The sequence below is a fragment of the Streptomyces sp. NPDC036822 genome, from assembly GCF_055609145.1.
Genome location: NZ_JBVJPY010000001.1, coordinates 219,093 through 242,207, shown reverse-complemented (window position 1 = coordinate 242,207; position 23,115 = coordinate 219,093). Strand labels below are relative to the sequence as shown.

Genomic DNA, 23,115 nt, shown 5'->3' with positions numbered 1-23,115 from the left:
CCGTACGCTCGGCAGTCCGTACGGGACGATGGAGGGGAGCCGTCCGTGGCGCTGAGCCTGACCAAGGTCGAGGAGTCCGCACCCGCGCTGGTGAGTCTGTACAAGTCGGCGGGGGTCTCCCTGCTCAAGCACGGCATGAGCGGGCAGCGCGTCGCCGTCTATCTGGTGCTCGACTACTCCGGCTCGATGAAGCCGTACTACCAGGACGGCAGCGTCCAGGCCCTGGCCGACCGGGTGCTGGGGCTCTCGGCGAACCTGGACGACGACGGACGGGTGCCGGTGGTGTTCTTCTCCACCGACATCGACGCCGAGACCGACATCGCGCTCGCCGACCACCAGGGCAGGGTCGACCGGATCGTCGCCGGTCTCGGCCACATGGGCAAGACCAGCTACCACCTGGCCATGGACGCGGTCATCGACCACTACCTCGACAGCGGCGCCACAGCGCCCGCGCTCGTCGTCTTCCAGACCGACGGCGGGCCGATCAACAAGCTCGCCGCCGAGCGCTATCTGTGCAAGGCGGCGAAGCTGCCGATCTTCTGGCAGTTCGTCGGCTTCGGCGACCCGGGCAGCCGGCAGTTCGAGTTCCTGCGCAAGCTGGACGACTTGGCGGTTCCGGACAAGCGGCCCGTGGACAACGCCGGCTTCTTCCACGCCGGAAAGGACCCGCGCCGCGTCCCGGACTCGGAGCTGTACGACCGGCTCGTGGCCGACTTCCCCGCCTGGCTGTCCGCCGCCCGGGCCCAGGCCATCGTGCGCGGCTGACGCCCGCGGCGAAAACCACTGGCCCCGGCGGGCGCCCCCGGACGAGAGTGACCGTCATGAGCTCATCGGTGCGACACGTGACGATCGACAGTTCCGACGCCTACGCCCTGGCCACGTTCTGGGCCGCGGTGCTGGACTCCCAGGTGTCCGACGAGGACTCGCCGGGCGACGAGGAGTCGCTGGTGGAGACCCCCGGCGGCGCCGGGATCCTCTTCGTGACCGTGCCGGAGGGAAAGGCGGTGAAGAACCGGGTGCATCTCGACCTCCAGCCGCAGGACCGCACCCGTGACGAGGAGGTCGAGCGGCTGACGGCGCTGGGCGCGACGCTGGTCGGCGACCACCGGCGCCCGGACGGGACGGGATGGGTGACCCTGGCCGACCCGGAGGGCAACGAGTTCTGTGTGGAGCGGTCCGCCTCCGAACGCGTGGCTTGAGGGCCTCCCACGCACGATCCGGCGCGGCGACGACCACGGCGCGCCGCGCCAGGATCCCTGACCGGCGTCAGGATTCCCGACCGTCGCCTTTCGGCGTGCGGCCCTCTGTCGGCGCCCCGCCGTGACGTCGTGCCCAGTCGTCCCGGCACGGCACGGCACGGCACGTCCCGGCACGGCAGGGCACGGCACGTCCCGGCACGGCACGTCGTCACCTCACGTCACGACGTCACGGCGTGCCCAGCACGAGGGCCCGGCACCAGGGCGGTGCGCCCCAGGCGTCCCGCAGCGGGCGGGCCTTGCGCAGCCAGAGGGAGAGGTCGAGTTCCTCGGTGTAGCCGACGGCGCCGTGGACCTGCAGGGCGGTCCGGGCCGCGGCGTAGGCCGCCTCGCCGGCCGTGACCTTCGCCGCGGCGAGATCGGTGCTCTCGAACGTGAGCGCCGCTCCGAAGAGCAGGGGCCGGGCGAACTCCAGGCCGATCAGCGTGTCCGCCAGCCGGTGCTTGACCGCCTGGAACGAGCCGATCGGCGCGCCGAACTGGGTGCGCTGCTTCGCGTACGCCACCGTCCGGTCGAGCAGGGTGAGCCCGACCCCCAGCGACTGCGCGGCCGTCGCGAGCATCGCCCACCGCGCGGCGTGTCCGGCGGCGGCGACGACGGCCGGCCCGGCGGCCAGCAGCTCGCCGCCCGGGTCGGGGAGCGCGAGCCGCCGCGCCGGATCGGCGGACGCCCGCACGGGGCCGTGCCCCGGGGCGATCCGCAGCTCGTCCCCGACGACGGTGCACGTGACCGCCGCGGCATCGGCGTCGAGCGCGTAGGGCGTGGGCGGGACGGCACCGCCCCCGCCGACGCGGGCCGCGGGAGCACCGCCCCGGCCCGCCTCCACCCCGCCCGAGGCCCGGCCCGGGCCTTGTGCCGGGCCCCGGGCGGGTGTCGCCAAGGTCGCCGGTGTCCCGCCCGACAGCAGTCCCGGCAGCAGGCGCTTCGCCGGGCCCGGCTCGCCCAGGCGGGCCAGTTCGCTCAGCAGGGCGGCCGTCGCCACCGTCTCCACCAGCGGGCCCGGGACCGCGTGGCGGCCCAGTTCCACGAAGGCCAGGGCCAGCTCGACGGGAAGCGGGCCCATTCCCCCGTACGCCTCCGGGACCGGCAGCGCGAACACCCCCGCCTCGGCGAGCCGGGCCCACACCGCGAGCCCCGCCTCCGGGGCGCCCTGGGCCCAGGCCCGTACCGCCGCCGGCGTGTCCGCGGCCGTCAGCATCGCGTCCAGCGAGCGCCTGAAGGCGCGCTGCTCCCCGGTCGGCAGGAACCTCATCAGCGGCGGCCCTTCGGCAGGCCGAGCAGGCGCTCGGCGATGATGTCGCGCTGGATCTCGTTCGTTCCGGCGTAGACGGGCCCGGCCAGCGAGAAGACGTATCCCTCGCTCCACTCCCCGTCCGCCGGCTCGCCCTCCGCGCCCAGCAGGTCGAGCGCCGTCTCGTGCAGCGCGATGTCGTACTGCGACCAGAAGACCTTGTTGAGGCTGGACTCCGCCCCGATCGTCGCGCCCGCCGCGAACCGCGAGGCCCCGGCCGCCGTGAAGAGCTGATAGGCCCGCGCCCCGATCACCGCGTCCGCCACCCGGTCCCGGGCGCCCCGGTCCTCGCCGGTCGCGCGCCACAGCCGTACGAGACGGTCGGCGGCGGCCAGGAAGCGGCCGGGGGAGCGCAGGGTGAGCCCGCGTTCGTCGCCGGTCGTGGACATCGCGATCCGCCAGCCCTGGCCGGGCTCCCCGATCACGTCCTCGTCGGGAACGAAGACCTCGTCCAGGAAGAGTTCGGCGAAGGCCGGTTTGCCGTCCAGCCGCCCGACGGGCCGGACGGTCACGCCCGGTGCCCGCAGGTCGAACATCAGGTACGTCAGGCCCCGGTGCGGGCGGTCGGCCGCCGGATCGCTGCGGAAGATGCCGAAGGCCCGGTCGGCGAACGCGGCCCGCGAGGACCACGTTTTCTGGCCCGACAGCAGCCAGCCGCCCCGCGTACGGACCGCCCGCGAGGTCAGCGACGCCAGGTCGGAGCCCGCCTCGGGTTCCGACCACGCCTGCGCCCAGACCGTCTCGCCGGTCGCCATCGCGGGCAGGACACGGGCCCGCTGCTCCTCGGTGGCGTGAGTGAAGAGGGTCGGGGCCAGCAGGCTGATGCCGTTCTGCGAGACCCGTCCGGGCGCCCCCGCCGCGTAGTACTCCTCCTCGAAGGCGAGCCACCGGAAGATGTCGGCTCCCCGGCCGCCGTACCGCTCCGGCCAGGAGACCACCGACCAGCGGTCGGCGGCGAGTCGGGCCTCCCAGGCGCGATGGGCCGCGAAGCCCGCCTCGGTCTCCAGGGACGGCAGCGGCTCGTCGGGGACGTGGGCGCGCAGCCAGGAGCGGGCCTCGGCGCGGAAGTCCTCCTCCTGGGCGGTGGGCGTCAGATCCATCGGAGCATCCTTCCCTAACAAGTGTTTGGTAGGTTAACGTACGGCCATGAGCAGCGCCATGGACAGCGTCGAGGCCTTCCGTGCCGAGATACGGGACTGGCTGGCGGCCCATCTCCGGGGAGCGTTCGCGGACCTGAAGGGGCTCGGCGGGCCGGGCCGCGAGCACGAGGCGTTCGCCGAACGGCTCGCCTGGGAGCGGCATCTGGCCGCCCACGCCTGGACCTGCGTCGGCTGGCCGCGGGAGTACGGCGGACGCGGCGCGAGCGTGGCGGAACAGATCGCCTTCCACGAGGAGTACGCCCTCGCCGACGCCCCCGCCCGGGTCAACCACATCGGCGAACAGCTTCTCGGCCCCACCCTCATCGCCCACGGCACACCGGCACAGCAGGCCCGCTTCCTCCCGCCGATCCGGGCCGCCGAGGAACTCTGGTGCCAGGGTTACAGCGAACCGGGCGCCGGCTCCGACCTCGCCGCCGTCCGCACCCGCGCCACCCGCGACGGCGACACCTGGGTGGTGCACGGCCAGAAGATCTGGACCTCCCTCGCCCACGAGTCCCAGTGGTGCTTCGTCCTCGCCCGCACCGACCCCGGCTCCCACCGGCACGCGGGCCTCTCCTACCTCCTCGTCCCCATGGACCAGCCGGGCGTCGAGGTCCGGCCGATCACCCAGCTCACCGGCACCGGCGAGTTCAACGAGGTCCACTTCGACGGAGCGCGCGCGGACGCCGCCCACGTCGTCGGCGCACCCGGCGACGGCTGGCGGATCGCGATGGCCACCCTGGGCTTCGAGCGCGGCGTCTCCACCCTCGGCCAGCAGGTCGGCTTCCGGCGCGAACTGGAGGACCTCATCGCCCTCGCCCGGCGCACCGGAGCCCTCGCCGACCCCCTCGTCCGCGACCGGCTCACCCGTGCCTGGAGCGGACTCCACGCCATGCGCGCGGGCGCCCTGCGCGGCACCGACCCCTCCACCGCCAAGCTGTACTGGTCCCACTGGCACCGCGACCTCGGCGAACTGGCCATGCACGTCCGCGGCGCCGCCTCCACCGTCCTGCCCGGCGAACCGTACGAACTCGACGCCTGGCAGAGGCTGTTCCTCTTCTCCCGCGCCGACACCGTCTACGCCGGGTCGAGCGAGATCCAGCGGAACATCATCGCCGAGCGGGTGCTCGGCCTCCCGAAGGAGCCGCGCCCATGACCCCGGCAGCCCCCGCCTACATACCGGGACACGGCCTCCTCGCCGGCCGCACCGCCGTCATCACCGCCGCAGCCGGAGCCGGCATCGGCGGCGCCACCGCCCGCAGATTCCTGGAGGAAGGCGCCCGGGTCCTCCTCAGCGACGCCCACGCCCGCCGCCTGAAGGAGACCGAGGCCGCCCTCGCCACGGAGTTCGGCGCCGGCCGCGTCGACGCGCTGCCGTGCGACGTCACCGACGAGAGCCAGGTCCAGCGGCTCTTCGACACCGCCGTACGACTCCACGGCGCCCTGGACGTCGTCGTCGGCAACGCCGGACTCGGCGGAACCGCCGAACTCGCCGACATGACCGACGAACAGTGGACCCGCGTCCTCGACGTCACCCTGAACGGCACCTTCCGCTGCACCCGCGCCGCCCTGCGCCGCTTCAGGGAGTCCGGCACCCCCGGCGTGATCGTCAACAACGCCTCCGTCGTCGGCTGGCGCGCCCAGACCGGCCAGGCCCACTACGCCGCCGCCAAGGCCGGAGTCATGGCGCTGACCCGCTGCGCCGCCCTGGAGGCGGCCCCCTACGGCGTCCGCGTCAACGCGGTCTCGCCCTCCCTCGCCCTCCACCCCCACCTGGTCAAGGTCACCTCGGCGGAACTCCTCGACGAGCTGACCGCCCGCGAGGCCTTCGGCCGCCACGCCGAACCGTGGGAGGTCGCCAACGTCATCGTCTTCCTCGCCAGCGGCTACTCCTCCTACATGACCGGCGAGACCGTCTCGGTCAGCAGCCAGCACCCGTAGGACGAGAATGGGGACGTGCCGACGAACCAGCCGAACAGCAAGCCGAACAGCGCGCCCGGCGCCAAGCCGCGCGGTCAGCGGAAGACCCCGGTGACCCCCTCGCCCGAGCGGCGCCGCGAACTCCTCGACACCGCCGCCGAGGTCTTCGCCGCCCAGGGCTACAACGCCACCACCGTCCGCAAGATCGCGGACGCCGCCGGCATGCTCGCCGGCAGCCTCTACTACCACTTCGATTCCAAGGAATCGATGCTCGACGAGATCCTCTCCACGTTCCTGACCGAGCTGTGGGAGGGGTACGACGCCGTGCTCGCCGCCGGCCTCGGCCCCCGGGAGACCATCGAGGCCCTCGTCACCGAGTCCTTCCGCGAGATCGACCGGCACCGCGCCGCCGTCGCCATCTACCAGAAGGAGTCCAAGCACCTCACCGACCAGCCCCGCTTCCACTACCTCTCCGAGTCGCAGCAGAAGTTCGAGAAGGCCTGGCTCGGCACGCTGGAGCGCGGCGTCGGCACCCGGGCCTTCCGCGCCGACCTCGACATCCGGCTCACCTACCGGTTCGTGCGCGACACCGTCTGGGTCGCCGCGTCCTGGTACCGGCCGGGCGGACACCACAGCCCGGAGGAGATCGCCCGCCAGTACCTCTCGATGGTCCTGGACGGAATCGCCGTACGCACCTGACCCCGCGAAGGAGCAGCCATGCCCGAGGCCTACATCGTCGAAGCGGTCCGCACCCCGGTGGGCCGCCGCAGGGGCGGACTCGCCGCCGCCCACCCGGCGGACCTCGGCGCCCACGTCCTGAAGGCCCTCGTCGAGCGCTCCGGCATCGACCCGGCCGCCGTCGAGGACGTGGTCTTCGGCTGCCTGGACACCGTCGGCCCCCAGGCCGGTGACATCGCCCGTACGGCATGGCTGGCGGCCGGCCTGCCCGAGGAGGTCCCGGGCGTCACCGTCGACCGGCAGTGCGGTTCCTCCCAGCAGGCCGTCCACTTCGCGGCCCAGGGTGTCCTCTCCGGCACCCAGGACCTCGTCGTCGCGGGCGGCACCCAGAACATGTCCATGATCCCTATCGCCTTCGCCTCCCGGCAGGCGGCCGAACCGCTCGGTCTCACCGACGGCCCCTACGCCGGCTCCGCAGGGTGGCGCGCCCGCTACGGCGACGCCCCCGTCAACCAGTTCCACGGCGCCGAGCTGATCGCCGCGACATGGGGCATCACCCGCCGCGACCAGGAGGAGTTCGCCCTGCGCTCCCACCGGCGGGCGCTGCGCGCGATCGACGAGGGCCGCTTCGCCCGCGAGACCACGGCCTACGGCACCGTGACCGTCGACGAGGGCCCCCGCCGGGACACCACCGCCGAGAAGATGGCCGCCCTCGCCCCGGTGGTCGAAGGCGGCACGATCACCGCCGCCTGCTCCTCCCAGGTCTCCGACGGCGCCGCGGCGATGCTCCTGGCGAGCGAGCGCGCCGTACGCGAACACGGCCTGACCCCCCGCGCCCGCGTCCACCACCTCTCGGTGCGCGGCGAGGACCCCATCCGGATGCTGTCCGCCCCCATCCCGGCCACCGCGCACGCCCTGAAGAAGGCCGGCATGACGATCGACGACATCGATCTGGTCGAGATCAACGAAGCCTTCGCCCCGGTCGTCCTGGCCTGGCTGAAGGAGACCGGCGCCGACCCCGACCGGGTGAACGTGAACGGCGGCGCCATCGCCCTCGGCCACCCGCTCGGCGCCACCGGCGTCCGGCTGATGACCACCCTCCTCCACGAACTCGAGCGCACCGGCGGCCGGTTCGGCCTCCAGACCATGTGCGAGGGCGGCGGTCAGGCCAACGTGACGATCATCGAACGGCTGTGACGTCCGCCCGCCGGGTGTGACACTCGTCGCTGTCCCGCCCGTCCGGGCGGGACGGCGTGCTAGTGTCTCCCTGTTGCTAGTTTTGGTACCCATGAACTTTATGTGCGCCTGACGGGAATGTTCCTTCAGGCGCAATTTTGTTTTCCGGACTCTCCGGGATGGGGACCCTACCTATTCAGGAGATTCACATGGCTACTGGAACCGTGAAGTGGTTCAACTCGGAAAAGGGCTTCGGCTTCATCGAGCAGGACGGCGGCGGCGCCGACGTCTTCGCCCACTACTCCAACATCGCGACCTCCGGCTTCCGTGAGCTGCAGGAAGGCCAGAAGGTCACCTTCGACGTCACGCAGGGCCAGAAGGGCCCGCAGGCGGAGAACATCCTCCCCGCCTGATTGCCGTAACGCGTTTCTCGCAGCCGGGGCCCGCACCGCGCAGGTGCGGGTCCCGGCTCGTGCTGTGCTCAGGCCCAGGAAGGCATTTCCCCCATGACTCGCTCCGAAAAGCGGCCCCGCCGGGCCGCGGACTCTACTTCCGGAACCCCGTCCGGAAATGCCTCGGGCCGCCCCGCGCGCGGCTCCGGCGGCCGTAACGGCTCGGGGGGCGGCGCCTCCGGCGGCGCCGGCTCGCGCCGCGGTTCCGGTGCCCCCAAGGCCAAGGGCGGCGCCTCGCGCGGCCGTGGCCCCGCCACACCCCCGCCTCCGCGCGAGTTCACCCTCCCGGAGACGCTGACGCCCGCCCTCCCCTCCGTCGAGTCCTTCGACGCCCTCGACATGCCCCCGGCGCTCGTCAAGACGCTCGCCGCCCAGGGCGTGACCGAGCCCTTCCCGATCCAGGGCGCCACCCTGCCGAACTCGCTCGCCGGCCGGGACATCCTGGGCCGCGGACGCACCGGCTCCGGCAAGACCCTCGCCTTCGGCCTCGCCCTGCTCGCCCGCACCGCGGGCCGCCGCGCCGAGCCCAAGGCCCCGCTCGCCATGGTCCTCGTGCCCACCCGCGAGCTCGCCCAGCAGGTGACCGACGCCCTCGCGCCGTACGCCACCTCCGTCCAGCTGCGCCTCGCCACCGTCGTCGGCGGCCTGTCGATCACCAAGCAGGCGAACTCCCTGCGCCGCGGCGCCGAGGTGCTCGTCGCCACGCCCGGCCGGCTCAAGGACCTCATCGAGCGCGGCGACTGCCGCCTCGACCAGGTCGCGATCACCGTCCTCGACGAGGCCGACCAGATGGCCGACATGGGCTTCATGCCCCAGGTCGTCGCGCTGCTCAAGCAGGTCGAGCCGGACGGCCAGCGGATGCTGTTCTCCGCCACGCTCGACCAGAACATCGACCGGCTGGTCAAGATGTTCCTCACCGACCCCGTCGTGCACTCCGTCGACCCGTCCGCGGGCGCGGTGACGACGATGGAGCACCACCTGCTCTACGTCGCCGACGAGACCGACAAGAAGGCCGTCACCACCAGGATCGCGGCCCGCGACGGCCGCACGATCCTCTTCCTCGACACCAAGCGGGCCGTGGACCGGCTGGTCAAGCGGCTCCTCGCCGACGGTGTGCGGGCCTCCGGGCTGCACGGCGGCCGCTCCCAGCCGCAGCGCAACCGCACCCTGGACCAGTTCAAGAGCGGCCTGGTCACCGTCTTGGTGGCGACCAACGTGGCCGCCCGCGGCATCCACGTCGACGACCTGGACCTGGTCGTCAACGTCGACCCGCCGATCGACCACAAGGACTACCTGCACCGCGGCGGCCGCACCGCCCGGGCCGGCGAGTCCGGCAGCGTCGTCACCCTCGTGCTGCCCGAGCAGAAGCGAGACATGAGCCGGCTGATGTCCAACGCCGGCATCAGCCCGCGTACGGCGCAGATCAAGTCCAGCGACGAGGAGCTGGCCCGGCTCACCGGCGCCCGCGAGCCGTCCGGCATACCGGTCGTCATCGAGGTCCCGCAGCCGCCCCAGCCCGCCTCGGGCCGGACCGGCGGCACCCGGACCGGCGCGCCCAGGACCGGCGGACAGCGCTCCCGCCGAGGGGGCGGCGGCGGTGGCGGCACCGGCGGCCGCACCCGCACCGCCTCCAACGGCCGTACGGGCACGGGCGCTTCGGGCACCCGCACCCGCACCGGCGGCGGCGGCCGACGGGGCGCCGCGCAGTAGGACACCCGGCCGGGTCCGGGAGCGCCGCCGACGGGCGGCGCTCCCGGACCCGGGCCGCGGGGTGCGCCACCGCGCCGGGCGGCGTCTCGCGGTGGTCACCGCGGGCGACGGCAGCGCGCCCGTGCACCCGCCCCGTCGATCCGCCCGACCGGCGGCGGGGGACCGGCGCCGAGGGCTCAGCCCGCTGAGGGCAGGGAGCGGAGCACGTCCGCGGCCTCGGACATCACCCGCAGGACGAGCTCCCCGCAGCTCGGCAGGTCCTCGATCACGCCCGCGACCTGCCCGGACGCCATGACGCCGAGATCCGTACGGCCCTCGACCATGGACGCCCGCAGCAGCATCGGCGTGTTCGCGGCCAGCAGGACCTGGCTCCACGACAGGTCCCTGCCGTGCCGCATCGCGAGCCCGTCGCGGACCATCCGCGGCCACGACAGACCCGAGACCCTCCGGAAGCCCTCCGCCCGGCGCACGGCCTGCGCCAGCGCCCGGAACCGGCCCGCGCGCTCCAGCGCCGCGACCATCTCCGTCCGCAGCATCCGGTGCGGTAGCCCGTCCACGGCCGTGGTCACGGTGACGTCCTTGACCGTCGCCGCCAGATACCGCGCCTTCACCGCGTCGGGCACGGTCGAGTCCGACGTCAGCAGGAACCGCGTCCCCATCGCGATGCCGGCCGCCCCGTAGGACAGCGCGGCGACCAGGCCGCGGCCGTCGTGGAAACCGCCGGCCGCGATCACCGGGATGCCGACCGCGTCCACCACCTGCGGCAGCAGCACGCTCGTCGCCACCTCGCCCGTGTGGCCGCCGCCCTCGCCGCCCTGGACGATCACCGCGTCCGCGCCCCACGCGGCGACCTTCTCCGCGTGCCGCCGGGCGCCCACCGACGGGATCACGACCACCCCGGCGTCCTTCAGCCCGGTGATCAGCTCGCGCGACGGGGCGAGGGCGAAGGAGGCGACCCGTACCCCCTCGTCGACGACGATCCGCACCCGTTCCCGGGCGTCGGCCGCGTCCGCCCGGAGGTTGACCCCGAACGGCCGGTCCGTACGGGACTTCACCTCGCGGACCGCGGCCCGCAGCTCCTCGACGGTCATCGTGGCCGAGGCGAGGATGCCCAGCGCCCCGGCGTTCGCCGACGCCGAGACGAGACGCGGCCCGGCGACCCACCCCATCCCGGTCTGCACGATCGGGTGCTCGACCCCGGTGAGCCGGGTCAGCGCGGTCTCCATCAGACCCTGACCTCCCGCTCGCGCAGCCCCGCGGGGTCGATCACCTCGCGGATCAGCCGCAGCTCCTCGGCGGTCGGCTCCCGGGTGCACGGCACCTCGTCGCCGATCACCAGCGCGAAGCCGGTCGCCGCCCTCACCTGCTCCACGCTCACCCCCGGATGGACCGACGCGAGCCGCATCGCACGGTCGGGCGTCTCGAAGTCGAGTACGCCGAGGTCCGTCACGACCCGGGGGATCCGGTGGAAGCGGCCCGCCCCGGCGGCGGCCGCGCGGTCGTGGCCGACGCCGCAGACCATGTCGACACGCTCGACGAAGACCCGTGGCGAGTGCCGGGGGATCCAGTAACTCACCGGGTTGTTCAAGGTGTTGACGGGCGCACCGCGAACGCCGAGGAGCTGGCGGGCGGGCCGCGACCAGTCGCCGACACAGGAGATGTTCTGGTTGCCGTACCGGTCGATCTGGCTCGCGCCCATCATCACGTGCCGCTTGCCGCCGGTGACCATGGTGAGGTGACGGCGGTAGGGCAGCCACCCCTCCACCTCCCCGTCGAGGTCGACGAGCATCGCCTCGCCGTCCGTGAGCAGCAGATCCGGGGCGAAGGAGCGCTTGGCGAGCCGGGCGCCGAAGGAGGGGACGGGGGCCATGGTGGCGGCGAGGACCTCGCCGCCGTCCCGCCAGGCCTCCGCGCAGGCGACGACGCAGTACTCGGCGCGGGTGACGGCGGTCGTGGTCACTGCTGCTCCTCGGTGGGGTTCGCGGACACTGCTCCTCCTCGGCGGCGGTCGTGGTCACCGCTGCTCCTCGTGCCAGGCGCGTACGGCCTGCTGGTAGTCGTCCTCGCTCTTGCCGGCCAGGAAGCGGGCCGCGAACTCCGGCCAGGGAGTGGTCGCGTACAGCCTCTGGAAGGGCTCGTCGCGGGGGTGGTCGGGGGCGCAGGAGGTGAAGTGGGCGCCGTTCGGCGTCTCGACGACTCCGGTGACGGAGTGCCGCCCTACGAGGAGGGTCTGCGGGACGGCGTCGCCGAAGCCGGCCACGATCTCCTCGCAGGACACGTACGCGGTGTCGGCGGCTTCGCAGAACAGGTCGTCGAAGTAGGGGTCGGGGCCGAGGTACTGGGCGTTGCCGAGCCGGTCGGCGCGGTTGAGGTGGACCAGGGCCGCGTCCATCCGCAGGGCGGGCACGGCGACGAACTCCTCGCGCACGCCGTCCTCGTCCGGGTAGGGCGAGCGGACCGTGCGCAGCTCCGGGTTCACCGTCATCACGTCCGAGCCCAGACCGGCCCGGACGGGCAGGAACGGCAGCCGGTTGGCGGCCGCGTGCAGGCCCCACAGGAACATGGCCTCGTCGAGCTCCGTCAGCCGGAGGGCGCCGCTCTCGCGGGCGGCCCGGAAGTGGGGCTCCAGCGGGATGGAGTCGAGGGTCGCGAAGGGGGCGACGAGCCGGCGGATCCGGCCGGCGGCGGCGAGGAGACCCACGTCGGGGCCGCCGCAGGAGATCACGGTGAGATCGGTGATCTCGGACCGGAGCAGCGCTCTGACCAGGGCCATCGGCTTGCGGCGGGAGCCCCAGCCGCCGATGCCGAGGGTCATGCCGCTGCGCAGCCGGCCCACGACCTCCTCGGGGGTCATCGTCTTGTCGGTCACCGCGAGCCCTCCTCGGCCTGCCGTCGTTTCCCGAAGGTGTCGCGGACCCGGTCGGCGACACCGCTGAGATTGGCCTCGAAGGTGAAGCCCTGCTCGAAGCGGTAGCTGCGGTGGACGTCCACCGGGTCGATGCCGTTGAGGGCGGCCTTCGCGAGCCGGATCAGCCGTCCGTCCTTGGCGGCGATCTCCCGCGCCAGCTCCAGCGCGGCGTCCAGGAGCCCGGCGCGCGGGACGACCTTCCAGACCGAGCCGTGGGCGTGGAGTTCGGCGGCGGTGGCGGTGCGGGAGGTGTAGTACAGCGCGCGCATCAGATGCTGCGGAACGAGCCGGGCGAGATGGGTGGCGGCGCCGAGGGCGCCCCGGTCCAGCTCGGGCAGTCCGAAGGTGGCGTCCTCGGAGGCGACGATCGCGTCCGCGTTGCCGACGAGTCCGATGCCGCCGCCCAGGCAGAAGCCGCCGACGGCCGCGACGACCGGCACCTCGCACGCGTACACCGCGGAGAAGGCCTCGGCGCAGCCGTGGTTGGCGCCGATCAGCGCCGTGTGCCCGACACCGTGTTCGCGCTGCATCTCCTTGATGTCGACGCCCGCGTTGAAGCCGCGGCCCTCGGCCGCCAGGACCACGCAGCGGACCTCCGGGTCGCGGCCGGCCGCCCGGACGGCGTCGGCGAGGTCGTACCAGCCCTGGACGGGGAGGGCGTTGACGGGCGGGAAGTCGACGGTGACAAGTGCGGTGCCCTTGCCCGGGCGTGAGGTGGAGACACCCATGAGCGGATCAGCTACCTTTCCACCAAACATTTGTTAGGTGACTGCGTGCTGAGGAAGGTAGCAGCCGATGGAGCTGGACGGGAGGGTCGCCGTCGTCACCGGCGGGACGCGCGGGGTGGGCGCCGGGATCGCCCGGGCGTTTCTGCGGGCCGGAGCGCGGGTCGTCGTCTGCGCCCGCAGACCACCGGACGCGCCGGTCGAGGACGGGGGGCGGAGGGCCGACTTCGCCCCGCTCGACCTGCGGGACGCGTCGGCCGTCACCGGGTTCTTCGCCGGTGTCGCGGAGCGGTACGGACGGCTCGACGTCCTGGTCAACAACGCGGGCGGAACGCCCTACCGGCTGCTCGGCGGAGGCGGGGGAGGAGGCGGTGGCGGGGGTGCCGGCCGGGGGGAGAGCGAGGCGGAGCGGCACGCGCGAGTCGTCGCGCTCAACCTGACGGCCCCGCTGACCGCCACCCTCGCCGCGTACGAGCCCCTGCGGGCCGCCCGGGGCTCGGTCGTCATGATCGGCAGCGTCAGCGGGACGCGGCCCTCGCCGGGCACGGCCGCGTACGGGGCCGCGAAGGCGGGCCTGGAGAACCTGGCCCGTTCCATGGCCGTGGAGTGGGCCCCGGACATCCGGGTCAACACCCTCGTCGTCGGCATGGTCCGCACCGAACTGTCCCACCTGCACTACGGCGACGAGCACGGGATCGCCGCCGTCGCCCGGACCGTCCCGCTCGGCCGTCTCGCCGACCCGTCGGACGTCGGGGAGGCGGCCGTCTTCCTGGCCTCGGAGCGGGCCGCGTACGTCTCGGGGGCCTCACTGCTGGTACACGGGGGCGGGGAGCGGCCCGCCTTCCTGGACGCCGCGAACGCCGACAAGGAGAGCCGACAAGGAGAGCGGGAGCAGAGATGACCGATACGGGCATGTGCGAGGGCAGGGTCGTGATCGTGACCGGCGGCGGACGGGGCCTGGGACGGGCCCATGCGCTCGCCTTCGCCGCGGAGGGCGCGAAGGTCGTCGTCAACGACCTGGGGGTGGGCCTCGACGGCGCCGCCTCGGCCGGGTCGCCGGCCGGACGCGTGGTCGAGGAGATCCGGGCGGCGGGCGGCGACGCGGTGGCCCACGGCGGCGATGTCGCGACGGGGGAGGGCGCGGCCTCGCTGATCGCCACCGCGCTCGACGCGTACGGACGGCTCGACACCCTCGTCAACAACGCCGGCTTCCTGCGCGACCGGATGCTCGTCAACCTCGACGAGGACGACTGGGACGCCGTCGTGCGGGTGCATCTGAAGGGCCACTTCCTGCCGCTGCGGCACGCGCTCGCCCACTGGCGGGCCGAGGCGAAGGCGGGCCACCCGCCGGTGGCACGGGTCGTCAACACCACCTCGGGCGCGGGCCTGCTGGGCAGCGTGGGGCAGGGGAACTACGCGGCGGCCAAGGCCGGGATCGTCGGGCTGACCCTGGTGGCGGCGGCGGAGACGAGCCGGTACGGCGTCCAGGTCAACGCCGTCGCCCCGGCGGCCCGGACCCGGATGACCGAACGGGCCTTCGCGGACCTGGCGGGCGTCCCGGAGGACGTCTCCCCCCTGGTGGTCTGGCTGGGTTCGGCCGCCTCCGCCGGGGTGACCGGCCGGGTCTTCGAGGCGGAAGGCGGCCGCATCACCGTCATGGAGGGCTGGCGCCCCGGCCCCACGACGGACAAGGGAGCGCGCTGGACGCCCGCGGAGGCGGGGGAGGCGGCGGCGAGACTCCTGGCCGCGGCGGAGAGGCCGGGAGCGGTGTACGGAGCGTAGGGCTGGGTCGGCGGCCGCGCGTCGGCCGGCCGCGAGCGGAGGCTCCGGGGCATGCCGTGGCTCAGACGCCGGGAGCGGTGTGCGGAGCGCAAGGCGGGGCCGACCGGCCCCGCGTCCGCGGCCGCTGCCGCGCCGAACGGAGGCGCCGGTCATCGGCAGCGCGGGCTCGTCCACTCCAGCCGGTTCCTTACGCGCTCGTCCCGCACGAACTCCAGGGCGGCGAGGGCCGTGTCACGGGCCGCCGAGTCCGGGGCGCCGTCCGCGAGGAGGGCCGCCAGCGCGTCGGGGGCGCGGGGGTCCTGGCGCATGGCCAGGCCACGGGCCGCCTCGGCGACCACGTCCGGGTCCGGATCGCCCAGCCTGGCCGCCAGCGCCTCGCGCAGGCCGGGCGTGTCCCCGGGCACCTCCGCGAGCGCCAGCGTCGCCCAGTCCCGCACGCCCGAGTCGTGGTCCCGGCTCAGCGCGAGGAGCGTGTCGAAGGCCCGCGCGTGCCCGGCCGGTACGAGCCCGGTGAGCGCCGTCCCGAGCGCGCGCCGCACCTCGGCGTCGGGATGCGCGGCGAACGGCAGCAGCTCGCCCAGCCCGGCCGGCTCCCCGCCCGCCTCCCGCCGGTCCTGCGCCGAGGGCGCGACCCGCCCGAGCGCGGTGACCACCGCCAGCGCGGGCTCACGCGCCGAGCCGCCCACGGCCGACGCAGTGCCCACGGCCGGTCCGCCGCCTGCGCCCGGCCCACTGCCCACACCCCGCCCACCACCCACGCCCCACCCGCCGGCCCGGTCGGCCGGGCCCAGCCCGTGCCAGGAAGGCCCGTCCTTCGTCAGGGTCTCCGTCGCCAGGCGGCGCAGGACCGCGAGGGCGTGGTCGGCGAAGCCGTCCAGTGCCCCCAAGACGTACGCGCCGAACGCCCGGCGCGGAGCGTCGTCGCAGGCGCACCACGCGGCGGCCGCGCGGAAGGTCTCCTCGTCGCCGCGGGCGGCCAGCGCGGCGACCGCCTCGGTCCAGTCGTCGAGGCCGGGGTCGGCGCACCGCAGGGCCCGGGCGGCCAGTTCCTCGTGCGGCACGCGGACGCCGAGCGCGGTCTCCAGGAGGGTGGCGACGGCGGCGTGACCGGTCTGCTGGTCGTTCCCGCTGCCCGGGGTGCCGTCCGCGCGCAGCAGGTCGACGACGACGGTGATCCCGCCGTCCTCCCGGACCCGGCGCACGACCGCCTCGTACGGCTGGGGGCCGTGCGTGTCGAGCAGCCCGCGCAGCACGGCCCCCGCGACGTCCACGCCGATCCAGCGACGCGCCTCGCCCAACGCCTCCTCCCGGGCGCCGGCGCCGTGTTCGAGGAGGGCCCGCACGCTCGACGTGGACCCGCGCCGGGCGGCGGCGACGAGCGGCGGCAGGCCGTCGGGCCCGGGCCGGTCCGGGGAGGCGCCGTGCTCCAGGAGGGCCCGCACGGTCTCGGCGTGGCCGAGCCGTACGGCCCACGCCATGGCCGTGAAGCCGTACGCCTCCTCCTGGTCGGGGTGCGCCCCGGCGGCGAGGAGCGCCCGCACCACCTCGGCGTGTCCACCGCAGGCGGCCGCGCACAGGGCCAGGTCCCCGCCCTCCGCCCCGCCGCCCCGCGCGGGATCGGCGCCCGCGGCGAGCAGCACCCGTACGATCCCCGCCTCGTTCGCCAACGCGGCCCGGTACAGCGCGGTCTCCCCGCCCTCGTCGGCCTCGGCCCGCTCCCCGCTCCGCAACGCCCGTACGACGGCGTCGACATCACCGTCGTGGATCCCCTCGAACAACGTGCTCATCCACCGACCCTCACCCGGGCCGGCCGAACGACGCAAATCATTACGTCCCGACGCCTTCAGGTCATCACGCTCGTCACGCCGTCACGCCGTCACGCCCGTCACGCCGTCACGCGGCCTCAGGTCGCCCCAGGCCATCCCGTCTCGGCGCGTGTCGTCCCGGATCGGCGCGTGCCGGTCGCCTGCGCCGCGTTGGTCTTACGTCTCGCACGCGAGCACCGTCCCGCACACCCGGCACCTGGCCCGGAGCCTGCGCCCGGTCGGCACCCGGATCCGCTGCCAGCAGACCGGGCACGGAAAGGAGACCCGCATCGACCGGCCCGTGCCCTCGAAGGCGTACGAGGCGCCTATGCCCGCCCGGCCGTACCGCCGTTCCTTGGAGTAGCGGTGCCGCGCCGCCCACCCCGCCGTCTCCAGCGGCGGCCGCCGCCCGTCCCGGGAGGCCAGCTCCCGGCCCCGCGCCCACGCCTCGTACCCCGCGACGCTGGTGAACCAGGGCGAGGGATCCTCACCGAAGACCTCCGCGCGCTTGGCCAGGACGTAGCCGAACTCCTCCGGCGTCAGATAGCCGAGCTTCTGGCTCGACACCTCGTCCTCCCGGTAGGCGTCGAGCAGCAGCCACCCCGCCCCCAGGTAGGTGGTCACCACGTCCGTGAGGATCTCGTTCTCCCGGACGTCCGCGAAGTGCAGGCCGAGACGGTGCAGCAGCACATGGGTGATCTCGTGGGCCAGCGCCGCCCCCACGTCCCTGCGGTGTCGTCGGAAGCGGTCGTTCAGCTCGATGAAGTACTCCGGGCCCGCCGCCAGCTCGACGCTCGCCGCGTGCTCCATCTCGCGGAAGCTCACCACCATCCGCGCCCGCGGCAGACCCGGCAGCCCCAGGTGCCCCACCAGCGCGGCGGCCACCCGCTGCGCACCCAGATGGAGCTCGTCGTCGTCCCCGAAGGCCACGTCCGCCGCCGGCACGCTCGTCGCGTACCGCCTTACTCCGTCCGACGACAGTCGGCGGTACAACGCGGTGATCGCGGCCCGGACCGTGTCGAGATGCGGAAACCCGTGGACGACTTCGTTACCGTTCGGCACGCCGGACCCCCTTCCTTCCACTCTACGGGCCCCCGGGCTTCGTTCGCCTGGCCGAAAACGGGTGCTTGTGGGCCCCAGGAGCCCTTGCCCATAATCCGGACCACGCCTTGACGGGCTCATGCCATCAAGGCTCAACCCCCCATGAAAGGCAGTCACTTGCAGAAGAACAGGATCGTCCGCGCGCTCCAGAGAATCGCCGCCGCCGGTGCCGTCGTCCTCGCCGCCGTCAGCCTCCAGCCCAGCACCGCGTCCGCCGCGCCGGCGCCCGTCGTCGGCGGCACCCTCGCCGCCCAGGGCGAGTTCCCCTGGATGGTCAGGCTCTCCATGGGCTGCGGCGGTTCGCTGCTGACCCCGCAGATCGTGCTCACCGCCGCCCACTGTGTGAGCGGCTCCGGCAACAACACCAGCATCACCGCCACAGCCGGAGTCGTGGACCTGCAGAGCAGCAGCGCCGTCAAGGTCCGGTCGACCAAGGTCCTCCAGGCCCCCGGCTACAACGGCAAGGGCAAGGACTGGGCGCTGATCAAGCTCGCCTCGCCGATCACCACGCTGCCCACCCTCAAGATCGCCGACACGACCGCGTACAACAGCGGCACCTTCACCGTCGCCGGCTGGGGCGCCACCCGCGAGGGCGGCGCGCAGCAGCGCTACCTGCGCAAGGCCACGGTCCCGTTCGTCTCCGACGCCTCCTGCCAGGCGTCGTACGGCAGCGACCTCGTGCCCAGCGAGGAGCTCTGCGCGGGCTACAACCAGGGCGGCGTCGACACCTGCCAGGGTGACTCCGGCGGCCCGATGTTCCGCCGCGACAACGCCGGCGCCTGGATCCAGGTCGGCATCGTGAGCTGGGGCGAGGGCTGCGCACGGCCCGGCTACCCCGGCGTCTACACCGAGGTGTCGACGTTCGCCACCGCCATCAAGTCGGCCGCGGCCACCCTCTGACGCACCGACGGCACCACCCGTGCGCCCGGGGGCCGCACCTGCCCCCGGGCGTACGGGTCCGCCGCCGGGACCCCCTACGTCAGTTCCACCCGAGGCCCCGGCCCGCCGCCCTCCAGCTCCAGCACCCACACCTCGTTCGCGCCCTCCCGCAGCACCGGCCCGGGCGTGAACAGCGAATCCTGCGGGCCCACCTCCCAGTACCGCCCCAGACAGAAACCGTTGACCCAGACGAAACCGCGCCCCCAGCCCGGCAGGGAGAGCGCCGCGTCACCCGGACGCCCGGTCACCTCCACCACCGCCCGGTACAGACCCGGCTCCGCCCCGCCCCCCGCCACCGGCCGGAACGGCACCTTCCGCACCGCCGCCGGCGTGAAGGCGTCCAGCCGCAGCCCCCGGGCCCGCACCCCGTGCACGTACTGCCGCTCGTGTCGCACCCCGCCCGTGATCCCCTTCGTCTCCGCCTGACGCGGCCCGTAGTTCACCCGGCCCAGCGACTCCACCCACAGCTCCACCACCGCGGGCCCCGCCACCGGCTCCGCGAGCGCCGCGTCCTCGGCCGTCAGCACGCCCGCCCGCACCCCGTCCACGTACACCACCGCCCGGTCACGCAACCCGGCCACCGACAGCGGGTACGGCTGCCGGGGCCCGGGAATCTCCAGGCGGTAGCGGACGAGACCCCGGTCCACCCCCAGCTCCTCGAACGTCGGCGGCAGCGGACCGCTCGCCTCCGCGTCACCGAGGACCTCCAGGACCTCCGCCGCCGGCGCCCACTCCACGGGAGCCGCCCCCACCGCACCCGCGATCCGGCGCGGCGGCGCCGGAACCTCCGGCAACGGCCCCTCCGCGAACTCCGCGAGCACCTCGCGGAACCGCCAGAACTTCTCCGTCGGCAGCCCCGCCTCGTCCACCGGAGCGTCGTAGTCGTACGAGGTCACCGTCGGCAGCAGCGCTCCCTCGTGCAGCGCACCGGCCCGGTTCGCCCCCGCCCACCCGGCGAAGTTCGTCCCCCCGTGCGCCATGTACAGATTGACCGACGCCCCGCACTCCAGGATCTCCCGCAGCGCCGCCGCCGCGTCCCCGGCGTCCCGCACGGAACGCTCCGTACCCCAGTGGTCGAACCAGCCGCACCAGAACTCCATGCACATCAGCGGCCCCGACGGCTGGTGCCTCCGCAGCGTCGCGAACGCCTCCCGCGCCCCCGAGCCGAAGTTCGCCGTGGCCAGCACCCCCGGCAGCGAACCGCCCGTCAGCATGTGGTCCTCCGGCCCGTCCGACGTGAACAGCGGCACGCTCACCCCGAGCCCCCGCAGCAGCCCCGCGACACGGCGCAGATAGCCCTGGTCGCAGCCGTAGCTCCCGTACTCGTTCTCCACCTGCACCATGACCACCGGGCCACCTCGGTCGATCTGCCGCTCCACCACCTGCGGCAGCAGCCGGCCGAACCAGCCCTCCACCTCGGCCAGGTACTCCGCGTCGTCTGTCCGCACCCGCCGCCCCAGCCGGCCGGTCAGCCAGTGCGGAAGCCCGCCGTTCTCCCACTCGGCGCAGATGTACGGCCCCGGCCGCACGATCGCCCACATCCCGGCCCGCCCCACCGCGTCCAGGAAACGGCCGAGCGCCGCCACGTCCCCGTACCGCCCCGGCTCCGCCTCGTACAGGTTCCACGGGACGTACGTCTCGACACAGTTGAGCCCCATCGCCCGGAGCATCCCCAGCCGGTGCCCCCACTGCTCCTCGTGCACCCGGAAGTAGTGCAGCGCCCCCGACAGCAGCCGCACCGGCCGCCCGTCCAGGAGGAAGTTCTCGTCACCCACAGCGAACGTGCTCATGGCCTCACCCTCGCCCTCTGGCGGCGGACCGGTCCATGGACAAAGATCGTCGCTGTTTGGACGGAAGAGAGGCAGGTACGGCGGATGTACCACACCTGGATGCGCTACTTCACACCCAGCCCGGTCCACCACCGCCTCGGCCTCGTCTGCCTCGGCGTCGGACTCCAGCACGGCGCCCTGCCGGCCGTCGGCCCGCGCACCCTCGACCACCACGTCGCCGTCGTCGTCAGCGCCGGCAGCGGCTGGTACCGCGCCCCCGACGGCCGCCTGACCACCATCACCGCACCCGCCCTGATCTGGCTCAGCCCCGGCGTGCCCCACCACTACTCCGCCGACCCCGTCACCGGCTGGGACGAGAGCTTCGTCGACTTCGCGGGCCCCGCCACCGCCACCTACACCGAACTCGGCTACATCGAACCCGACCAGCCCGTCGTCCCGCTCTCCGACGCCGCCGGCGCCCGCGCCGCCGTCGGCCGGATCGCCCGCGCCGCCCGGCGCGGCAACCCCCTCCTCGAAGTCGAGACCGGAGCCGCCGTCCACGAACTCCTCGTCGCCCTGCGCCGGGCCCGCGCCGACACCAACGCCGACGGCGACCCCCTCCTCGCCGCCCTCGCCCGCGACGCCTTCCAGCCCCTGTCCGTCGCCGAGCACGCCGCCCGGCACGGCATGACCCCCACCGAGCTGCGCGCCGCCGTACGGCGCGCCGCCGGATGCAGCCCCAAGGACTACCTCCTCTCCCTCCGCCTCGGCCGCGCCAAGGAACTCCTCGCCGCCACCGAACTGCCCGTCGCGGCGGTCGCCCGCAGGGTCGGCTACGACGACCCGGCCTACTTCTCCCGGCTGTTCACCCGCCGGGTCGGCACCGCCCCCATCCGCTTCCGCGAACAGCAGGGACGGACCGTGCCGGGCGGCTGGAGCAACCGCGTCCCGCATCCCGACCACCCACCGACGATCGGCTCCCGATCCGTCTAAGCTCGCTGCTCATGAGCGAGATCGACGAGACCGTACGAGCGGAACTGAACCGGCTGCGCGAGAGCATCGACAACATCGACGCGGCGGTCGTCCACATGCTCGCCGAACGCTTCAAGTGCACCCAGCAGGTCGGCGTCCTCAAGGCACAGCACCAGCTCCCGCCCGCCGACCCGGCCCGCGAGGCCCGCCAGATCACCCGGCTGCGCGAGTTGGCCGAGAGCGCGAAGCTCGACCCGGCGTTCGCCGAGAAGCTCCTGAACTTCATCATCGCGGAGGTCATCCGCCACCACGAGACCATCGCGGACGGCGCGCGCTGATGGGCCGTGTCACGGTCTTCACGCTGGGCGGCACCATCTCGGCACGGGGCGGTGACGCCACCCGCATGACGGGCACGGAGGTCCTCGCGGGCCTGGGCCTGGCGAAGAGCCGGAGCACGGGGCCGGGACCGGGGCACGGACCGGGCGCGGAGCAGGGCGCGGGCCCGGTGTCGGGCGCGGGCCCGGGTGTGAAAGCCGGACCCGGCGCGGGATCGGCCCTGGAACCCGGCGCGAAGCCCGCCCCCGCCGGCCCCGACGTGCGGCTGCGCGACTTCCGGCGCCTCCCCAGCTCCTCCCTCTCCTTCGAGGACCTCGCCGCGCTCGCCGACGAAGTCCGCCGGACCGTGGCCGAAGGCTCCGGCGTCGTCGTGGTCCAGGGCACCGACACCCTGGAGGAGACCGCGTTCCTCCTCGACCTGCTGTGCACCACGAGCGAACCGGTCGTCGTCACCGGCGCCATGCGCCGACCCGACCTGCCCGGCGCCGACGGCCCCGCCAACCTCGCCGCGGCGATCGCCGTCGCCGCCGACCCGGCCTGCCGCGACCTCGGCGTCCTCGTGGTCCTCGCGGACGAGATCCACGCCGCCCGCCACGTCCGCAAGACCCACACCACCTCCGTCGCGACCTTCGCCTCCCCGGGCGCGGGCCCCCTCGGCGCGGTCGTCGAAGGCGAACCCCGCATCCTCCTCCGGCCCTCCCGGCCCGCGGCGCTCTGCCCCCTGCGGCTCGACCCCGCCGTCCGGGTCGCCCTCGTCACCCTCTCCCTCGGCGACCGCGGCGAACTCCTCGACGGCCTGGAGACCCGCTTCGACGGCCTGGTACTGGCCGCCTTCGGAGCCGGACACGTCCCGACGTGGCTCATCGAGCCCCTGGAGGCCCTGGCGACCCGCATCCCCGTCGTCCTCGCCTCCCGCACCGGCGCCGGCGCCATCCTCACCCACACCTACCGCGGCCCTGGATCCGAACACGACATCCTCCACCGCGGCCTCATCCCGGCCGGCGCCCTCGACCCCGCCAAGGCCCGCCTCCTGCTCCACACCCTCCTCTCCAGCGGCGCCGCCGGCCCCGGCGGCTACGACCGCCCCCGCATCACCGCCGCCTTCACCCACCTCACCGGCACCACACGGGCCTGAAGGGAGATCGCGGGCCCCCCT

At 74.2% G+C, this 23,115-nt stretch carries 23 protein-coding genes; 14 read left to right on the top strand and 9 right to left on the bottom strand.

Going from position 1 to position 23,115, the window contains the following annotated elements; genetic code table 11:
• The first annotated feature begins 45 nt into the window (after positions 1 to 45).
• Positions 46 to 765, top strand: coding sequence for a VWA domain-containing protein (locus ACZ68P_RS01140; RefSeq protein ID WP_471000720.1), 720 nt, complete (start codon positions 46 to 48; stop codon positions 763 to 765).
• Between the two features lie 56 nt (positions 766 to 821).
• Positions 822 to 1,199 carry a VOC family protein gene (locus tag ACZ68P_RS01135; RefSeq protein WP_471000717.1) on the top strand — a complete coding sequence of 126 codons (378 nt, stop codon included), beginning with the start codon at positions 822 to 824 and terminating at the stop codon, positions 1,197 to 1,199.
• Between the two features lie 226 nt (positions 1,200 to 1,425).
• On the opposite strand, the gene ACZ68P_RS01130 is transcribed toward ACZ68P_RS01135, so the two are convergent.
• Both ACZ68P_RS01130 and ACZ68P_RS01125 read right to left on the bottom strand, forming a co-directional pair.
• Positions 1,426 to 2,508, bottom strand: a complete 1,083-nt coding sequence (locus tag ACZ68P_RS01130; protein ID WP_471000714.1) for an acyl-CoA dehydrogenase family protein — start codon at positions 2,506 to 2,508, stop codon at positions 1,426 to 1,428.
• The gene (locus ACZ68P_RS01125) at positions 2,508 to 3,647 is read right to left on the bottom strand and encodes an acyl-CoA dehydrogenase family protein (protein ID WP_471000711.1); all 1,140 of its coding nucleotides are present in this window, start codon (positions 3,645 to 3,647) and stop codon (positions 2,508 to 2,510) included. The genes ACZ68P_RS01130 and ACZ68P_RS01125 overlap by 1 nt, the downstream gene beginning before the upstream one ends.
• A 58-nt stretch (positions 3,648 to 3,705) precedes the next feature.
• Here ACZ68P_RS01125 and ACZ68P_RS01120 point away from each other — a divergent pair, with 58 nt between their 5' ends.
• The 6 genes from ACZ68P_RS01120 (at position 3,706) to ACZ68P_RS01095 (ending at position 9,622) form a co-directional block, all read left to right on the top strand.
• Complete coding sequence (locus ACZ68P_RS01120; RefSeq protein WP_471002363.1) at positions 3,706 to 4,842, top strand: acyl-CoA dehydrogenase family protein; 1,137 nt, start codon at positions 3,706 to 3,708, stop codon at positions 4,840 to 4,842.
• Positions 4,839 to 5,627 carry an SDR family oxidoreductase gene (locus ACZ68P_RS01115; RefSeq protein ID WP_471000708.1) on the top strand — a complete coding sequence of 263 codons (789 nt, stop codon included), beginning with the start codon at positions 4,839 to 4,841 and terminating at the stop codon, positions 5,625 to 5,627. Before ACZ68P_RS01120 ends, ACZ68P_RS01115 begins: the two co-directional genes overlap by 4 nt.
• Before the next feature lie 90 nt (positions 5,628 to 5,717).
• Positions 5,718 to 6,305 carry a TetR/AcrR family transcriptional regulator gene (locus ACZ68P_RS01110; protein ID WP_471002360.1) on the top strand — a complete coding sequence of 196 codons (588 nt, stop codon included), beginning with the start codon at positions 5,718 to 5,720 and terminating at the stop codon, positions 6,303 to 6,305.
• An 18-nt stretch (positions 6,306 to 6,323) separates the two neighbouring features.
• Entirely contained in the window at positions 6,324 to 7,481 is a 1,158-nt protein-coding gene (locus ACZ68P_RS01105; protein ID WP_471000706.1) for an acetyl-CoA C-acetyltransferase, read from the top strand.
• Positions 7,482 to 7,669: 188 nt separating this feature from the next.
• Positions 7,670 to 7,873: a cold-shock protein gene (locus tag ACZ68P_RS01100; protein WP_005318814.1), complete on the top strand. Its 204-nt coding sequence runs from the start codon at positions 7,670 to 7,672 to the stop codon at positions 7,871 to 7,873.
• Between the two features lie 93 nt (positions 7,874 to 7,966).
• Complete coding sequence (locus ACZ68P_RS01095) at positions 7,967 to 9,622, top strand: DEAD/DEAH box helicase (RefSeq protein ID WP_471000703.1); 1,656 nt, start codon at positions 7,967 to 7,969, stop codon at positions 9,620 to 9,622.
• Between the two features lie 176 nt (positions 9,623 to 9,798).
• Here ACZ68P_RS01095 and ACZ68P_RS01090 read toward each other — a convergent pair whose 3' ends face one another.
• From ACZ68P_RS01090 to ACZ68P_RS01075, 4 genes are read right to left on the bottom strand one after another with little or no spacing between them, the layout of a single operon-like run.
• Positions 9,799 to 10,848, bottom strand: coding sequence for an NAD(P)H-dependent flavin oxidoreductase (locus ACZ68P_RS01090; RefSeq protein ID WP_471000700.1), 1,050 nt, complete (start codon positions 10,846 to 10,848; stop codon positions 9,799 to 9,801).
• Positions 10,848 to 11,582 (bottom strand): CoA-transferase subunit beta, encoded by a 735-nt coding sequence (locus ACZ68P_RS01085; protein WP_471000697.1) that lies wholly within the window; start codon positions 11,580 to 11,582, stop codon positions 10,848 to 10,850. The genes ACZ68P_RS01090 and ACZ68P_RS01085 overlap by 1 nt, the downstream gene beginning before the upstream one ends.
• A 54-nt stretch (positions 11,583 to 11,636) precedes the next feature.
• Positions 11,637 to 12,491 carry a CoA transferase subunit A gene (locus ACZ68P_RS01080; protein ID WP_471000694.1) on the bottom strand — a complete coding sequence of 285 codons (855 nt, stop codon included), beginning with the start codon at positions 12,489 to 12,491 and terminating at the stop codon, positions 11,637 to 11,639.
• The gene (locus tag ACZ68P_RS01075) at positions 12,488 to 13,258 is read right to left on the bottom strand and encodes an enoyl-CoA hydratase family protein (protein ID WP_471000691.1); all 771 of its coding nucleotides are present in this window, start codon (positions 13,256 to 13,258) and stop codon (positions 12,488 to 12,490) included. Before ACZ68P_RS01075 ends, ACZ68P_RS01080 begins: the two co-directional genes overlap by 4 nt.
• 67 nt (positions 13,259 to 13,325) lie before the next feature.
• Between ACZ68P_RS01075 and ACZ68P_RS01070 the strand changes: the two genes are divergently transcribed.
• The gene (locus tag ACZ68P_RS01070; RefSeq protein ID WP_471000689.1) at positions 13,326 to 14,156 is read left to right on the top strand and encodes an SDR family oxidoreductase; all 831 of its coding nucleotides are present in this window, start codon (positions 13,326 to 13,328) and stop codon (positions 14,154 to 14,156) included.
• Positions 14,153 to 15,037: an SDR family oxidoreductase gene (locus tag ACZ68P_RS01065; protein ID WP_471000686.1), complete on the top strand. Its 885-nt coding sequence runs from the start codon at positions 14,153 to 14,155 to the stop codon at positions 15,035 to 15,037. The genes ACZ68P_RS01070 and ACZ68P_RS01065 overlap by 4 nt, the downstream gene beginning before the upstream one ends.
• 149 nt (positions 15,038 to 15,186) lie before the next feature.
• Here ACZ68P_RS01065 and ACZ68P_RS01060 read toward each other — a convergent pair whose 3' ends face one another.
• The gene (locus tag ACZ68P_RS01060) at positions 15,187 to 16,824 is read right to left on the bottom strand and encodes an ankyrin repeat domain-containing protein (protein WP_471000682.1); all 1,638 of its coding nucleotides are present in this window, start codon (positions 16,822 to 16,824) and stop codon (positions 15,187 to 15,189) included.
• A 195-nt stretch (positions 16,825 to 17,019) separates the two neighbouring features.
• Positions 17,020 to 17,904 carry a hypothetical protein gene (locus ACZ68P_RS01055; protein ID WP_471000679.1) on the bottom strand — a complete coding sequence of 295 codons (885 nt, stop codon included), beginning with the start codon at positions 17,902 to 17,904 and terminating at the stop codon, positions 17,020 to 17,022.
• A gap of 141 nt (positions 17,905 to 18,045) precedes the next feature.
• Here ACZ68P_RS01055 and ACZ68P_RS01050 point away from each other — a divergent pair, with 141 nt between their 5' ends.
• Positions 18,046 to 18,843, top strand: a complete 798-nt coding sequence (locus ACZ68P_RS01050) for a S1 family peptidase (RefSeq protein ID WP_471000676.1) — start codon at positions 18,046 to 18,048, stop codon at positions 18,841 to 18,843.
• 74 nt (positions 18,844 to 18,917) lie between these two features.
• On the opposite strand, the gene ACZ68P_RS01045 is transcribed toward ACZ68P_RS01050, so the two are convergent.
• A complete protein-coding gene (locus ACZ68P_RS01045; protein WP_471000673.1) occupies positions 18,918 to 20,672 on the bottom strand; it encodes a glycoside hydrolase family 35 protein in 1,755 nt (584 codons plus the stop codon).
• Positions 20,673 to 20,756: 84 nt separating this feature from the next.
• Between ACZ68P_RS01045 and ACZ68P_RS01040 the strand changes: the two genes are divergently transcribed.
• From ACZ68P_RS01040 to ACZ68P_RS01030, 3 genes are read left to right on the top strand one after another with little or no spacing between them, the layout of a single operon-like run.
• Positions 20,757 to 21,644, top strand: a complete 888-nt coding sequence (locus ACZ68P_RS01040) for a helix-turn-helix domain-containing protein (protein ID WP_471000670.1) — start codon at positions 20,757 to 20,759, stop codon at positions 21,642 to 21,644.
• Between the two features lie 11 nt (positions 21,645 to 21,655).
• On the top strand, positions 21,656 to 21,961 hold the full coding sequence (locus ACZ68P_RS01035) for a chorismate mutase (RefSeq protein WP_471000667.1): 306 nt from the start codon (positions 21,656 to 21,658) through the stop codon (positions 21,959 to 21,961).
• Entirely contained in the window at positions 21,961 to 23,094 is a 1,134-nt protein-coding gene (locus tag ACZ68P_RS01030; RefSeq protein WP_471000664.1) for an asparaginase, read from the top strand. The genes ACZ68P_RS01035 and ACZ68P_RS01030 overlap by 1 nt, the downstream gene beginning before the upstream one ends.
• The last annotated feature ends 21 nt before the right edge of the window (positions 23,095 to 23,115 follow it).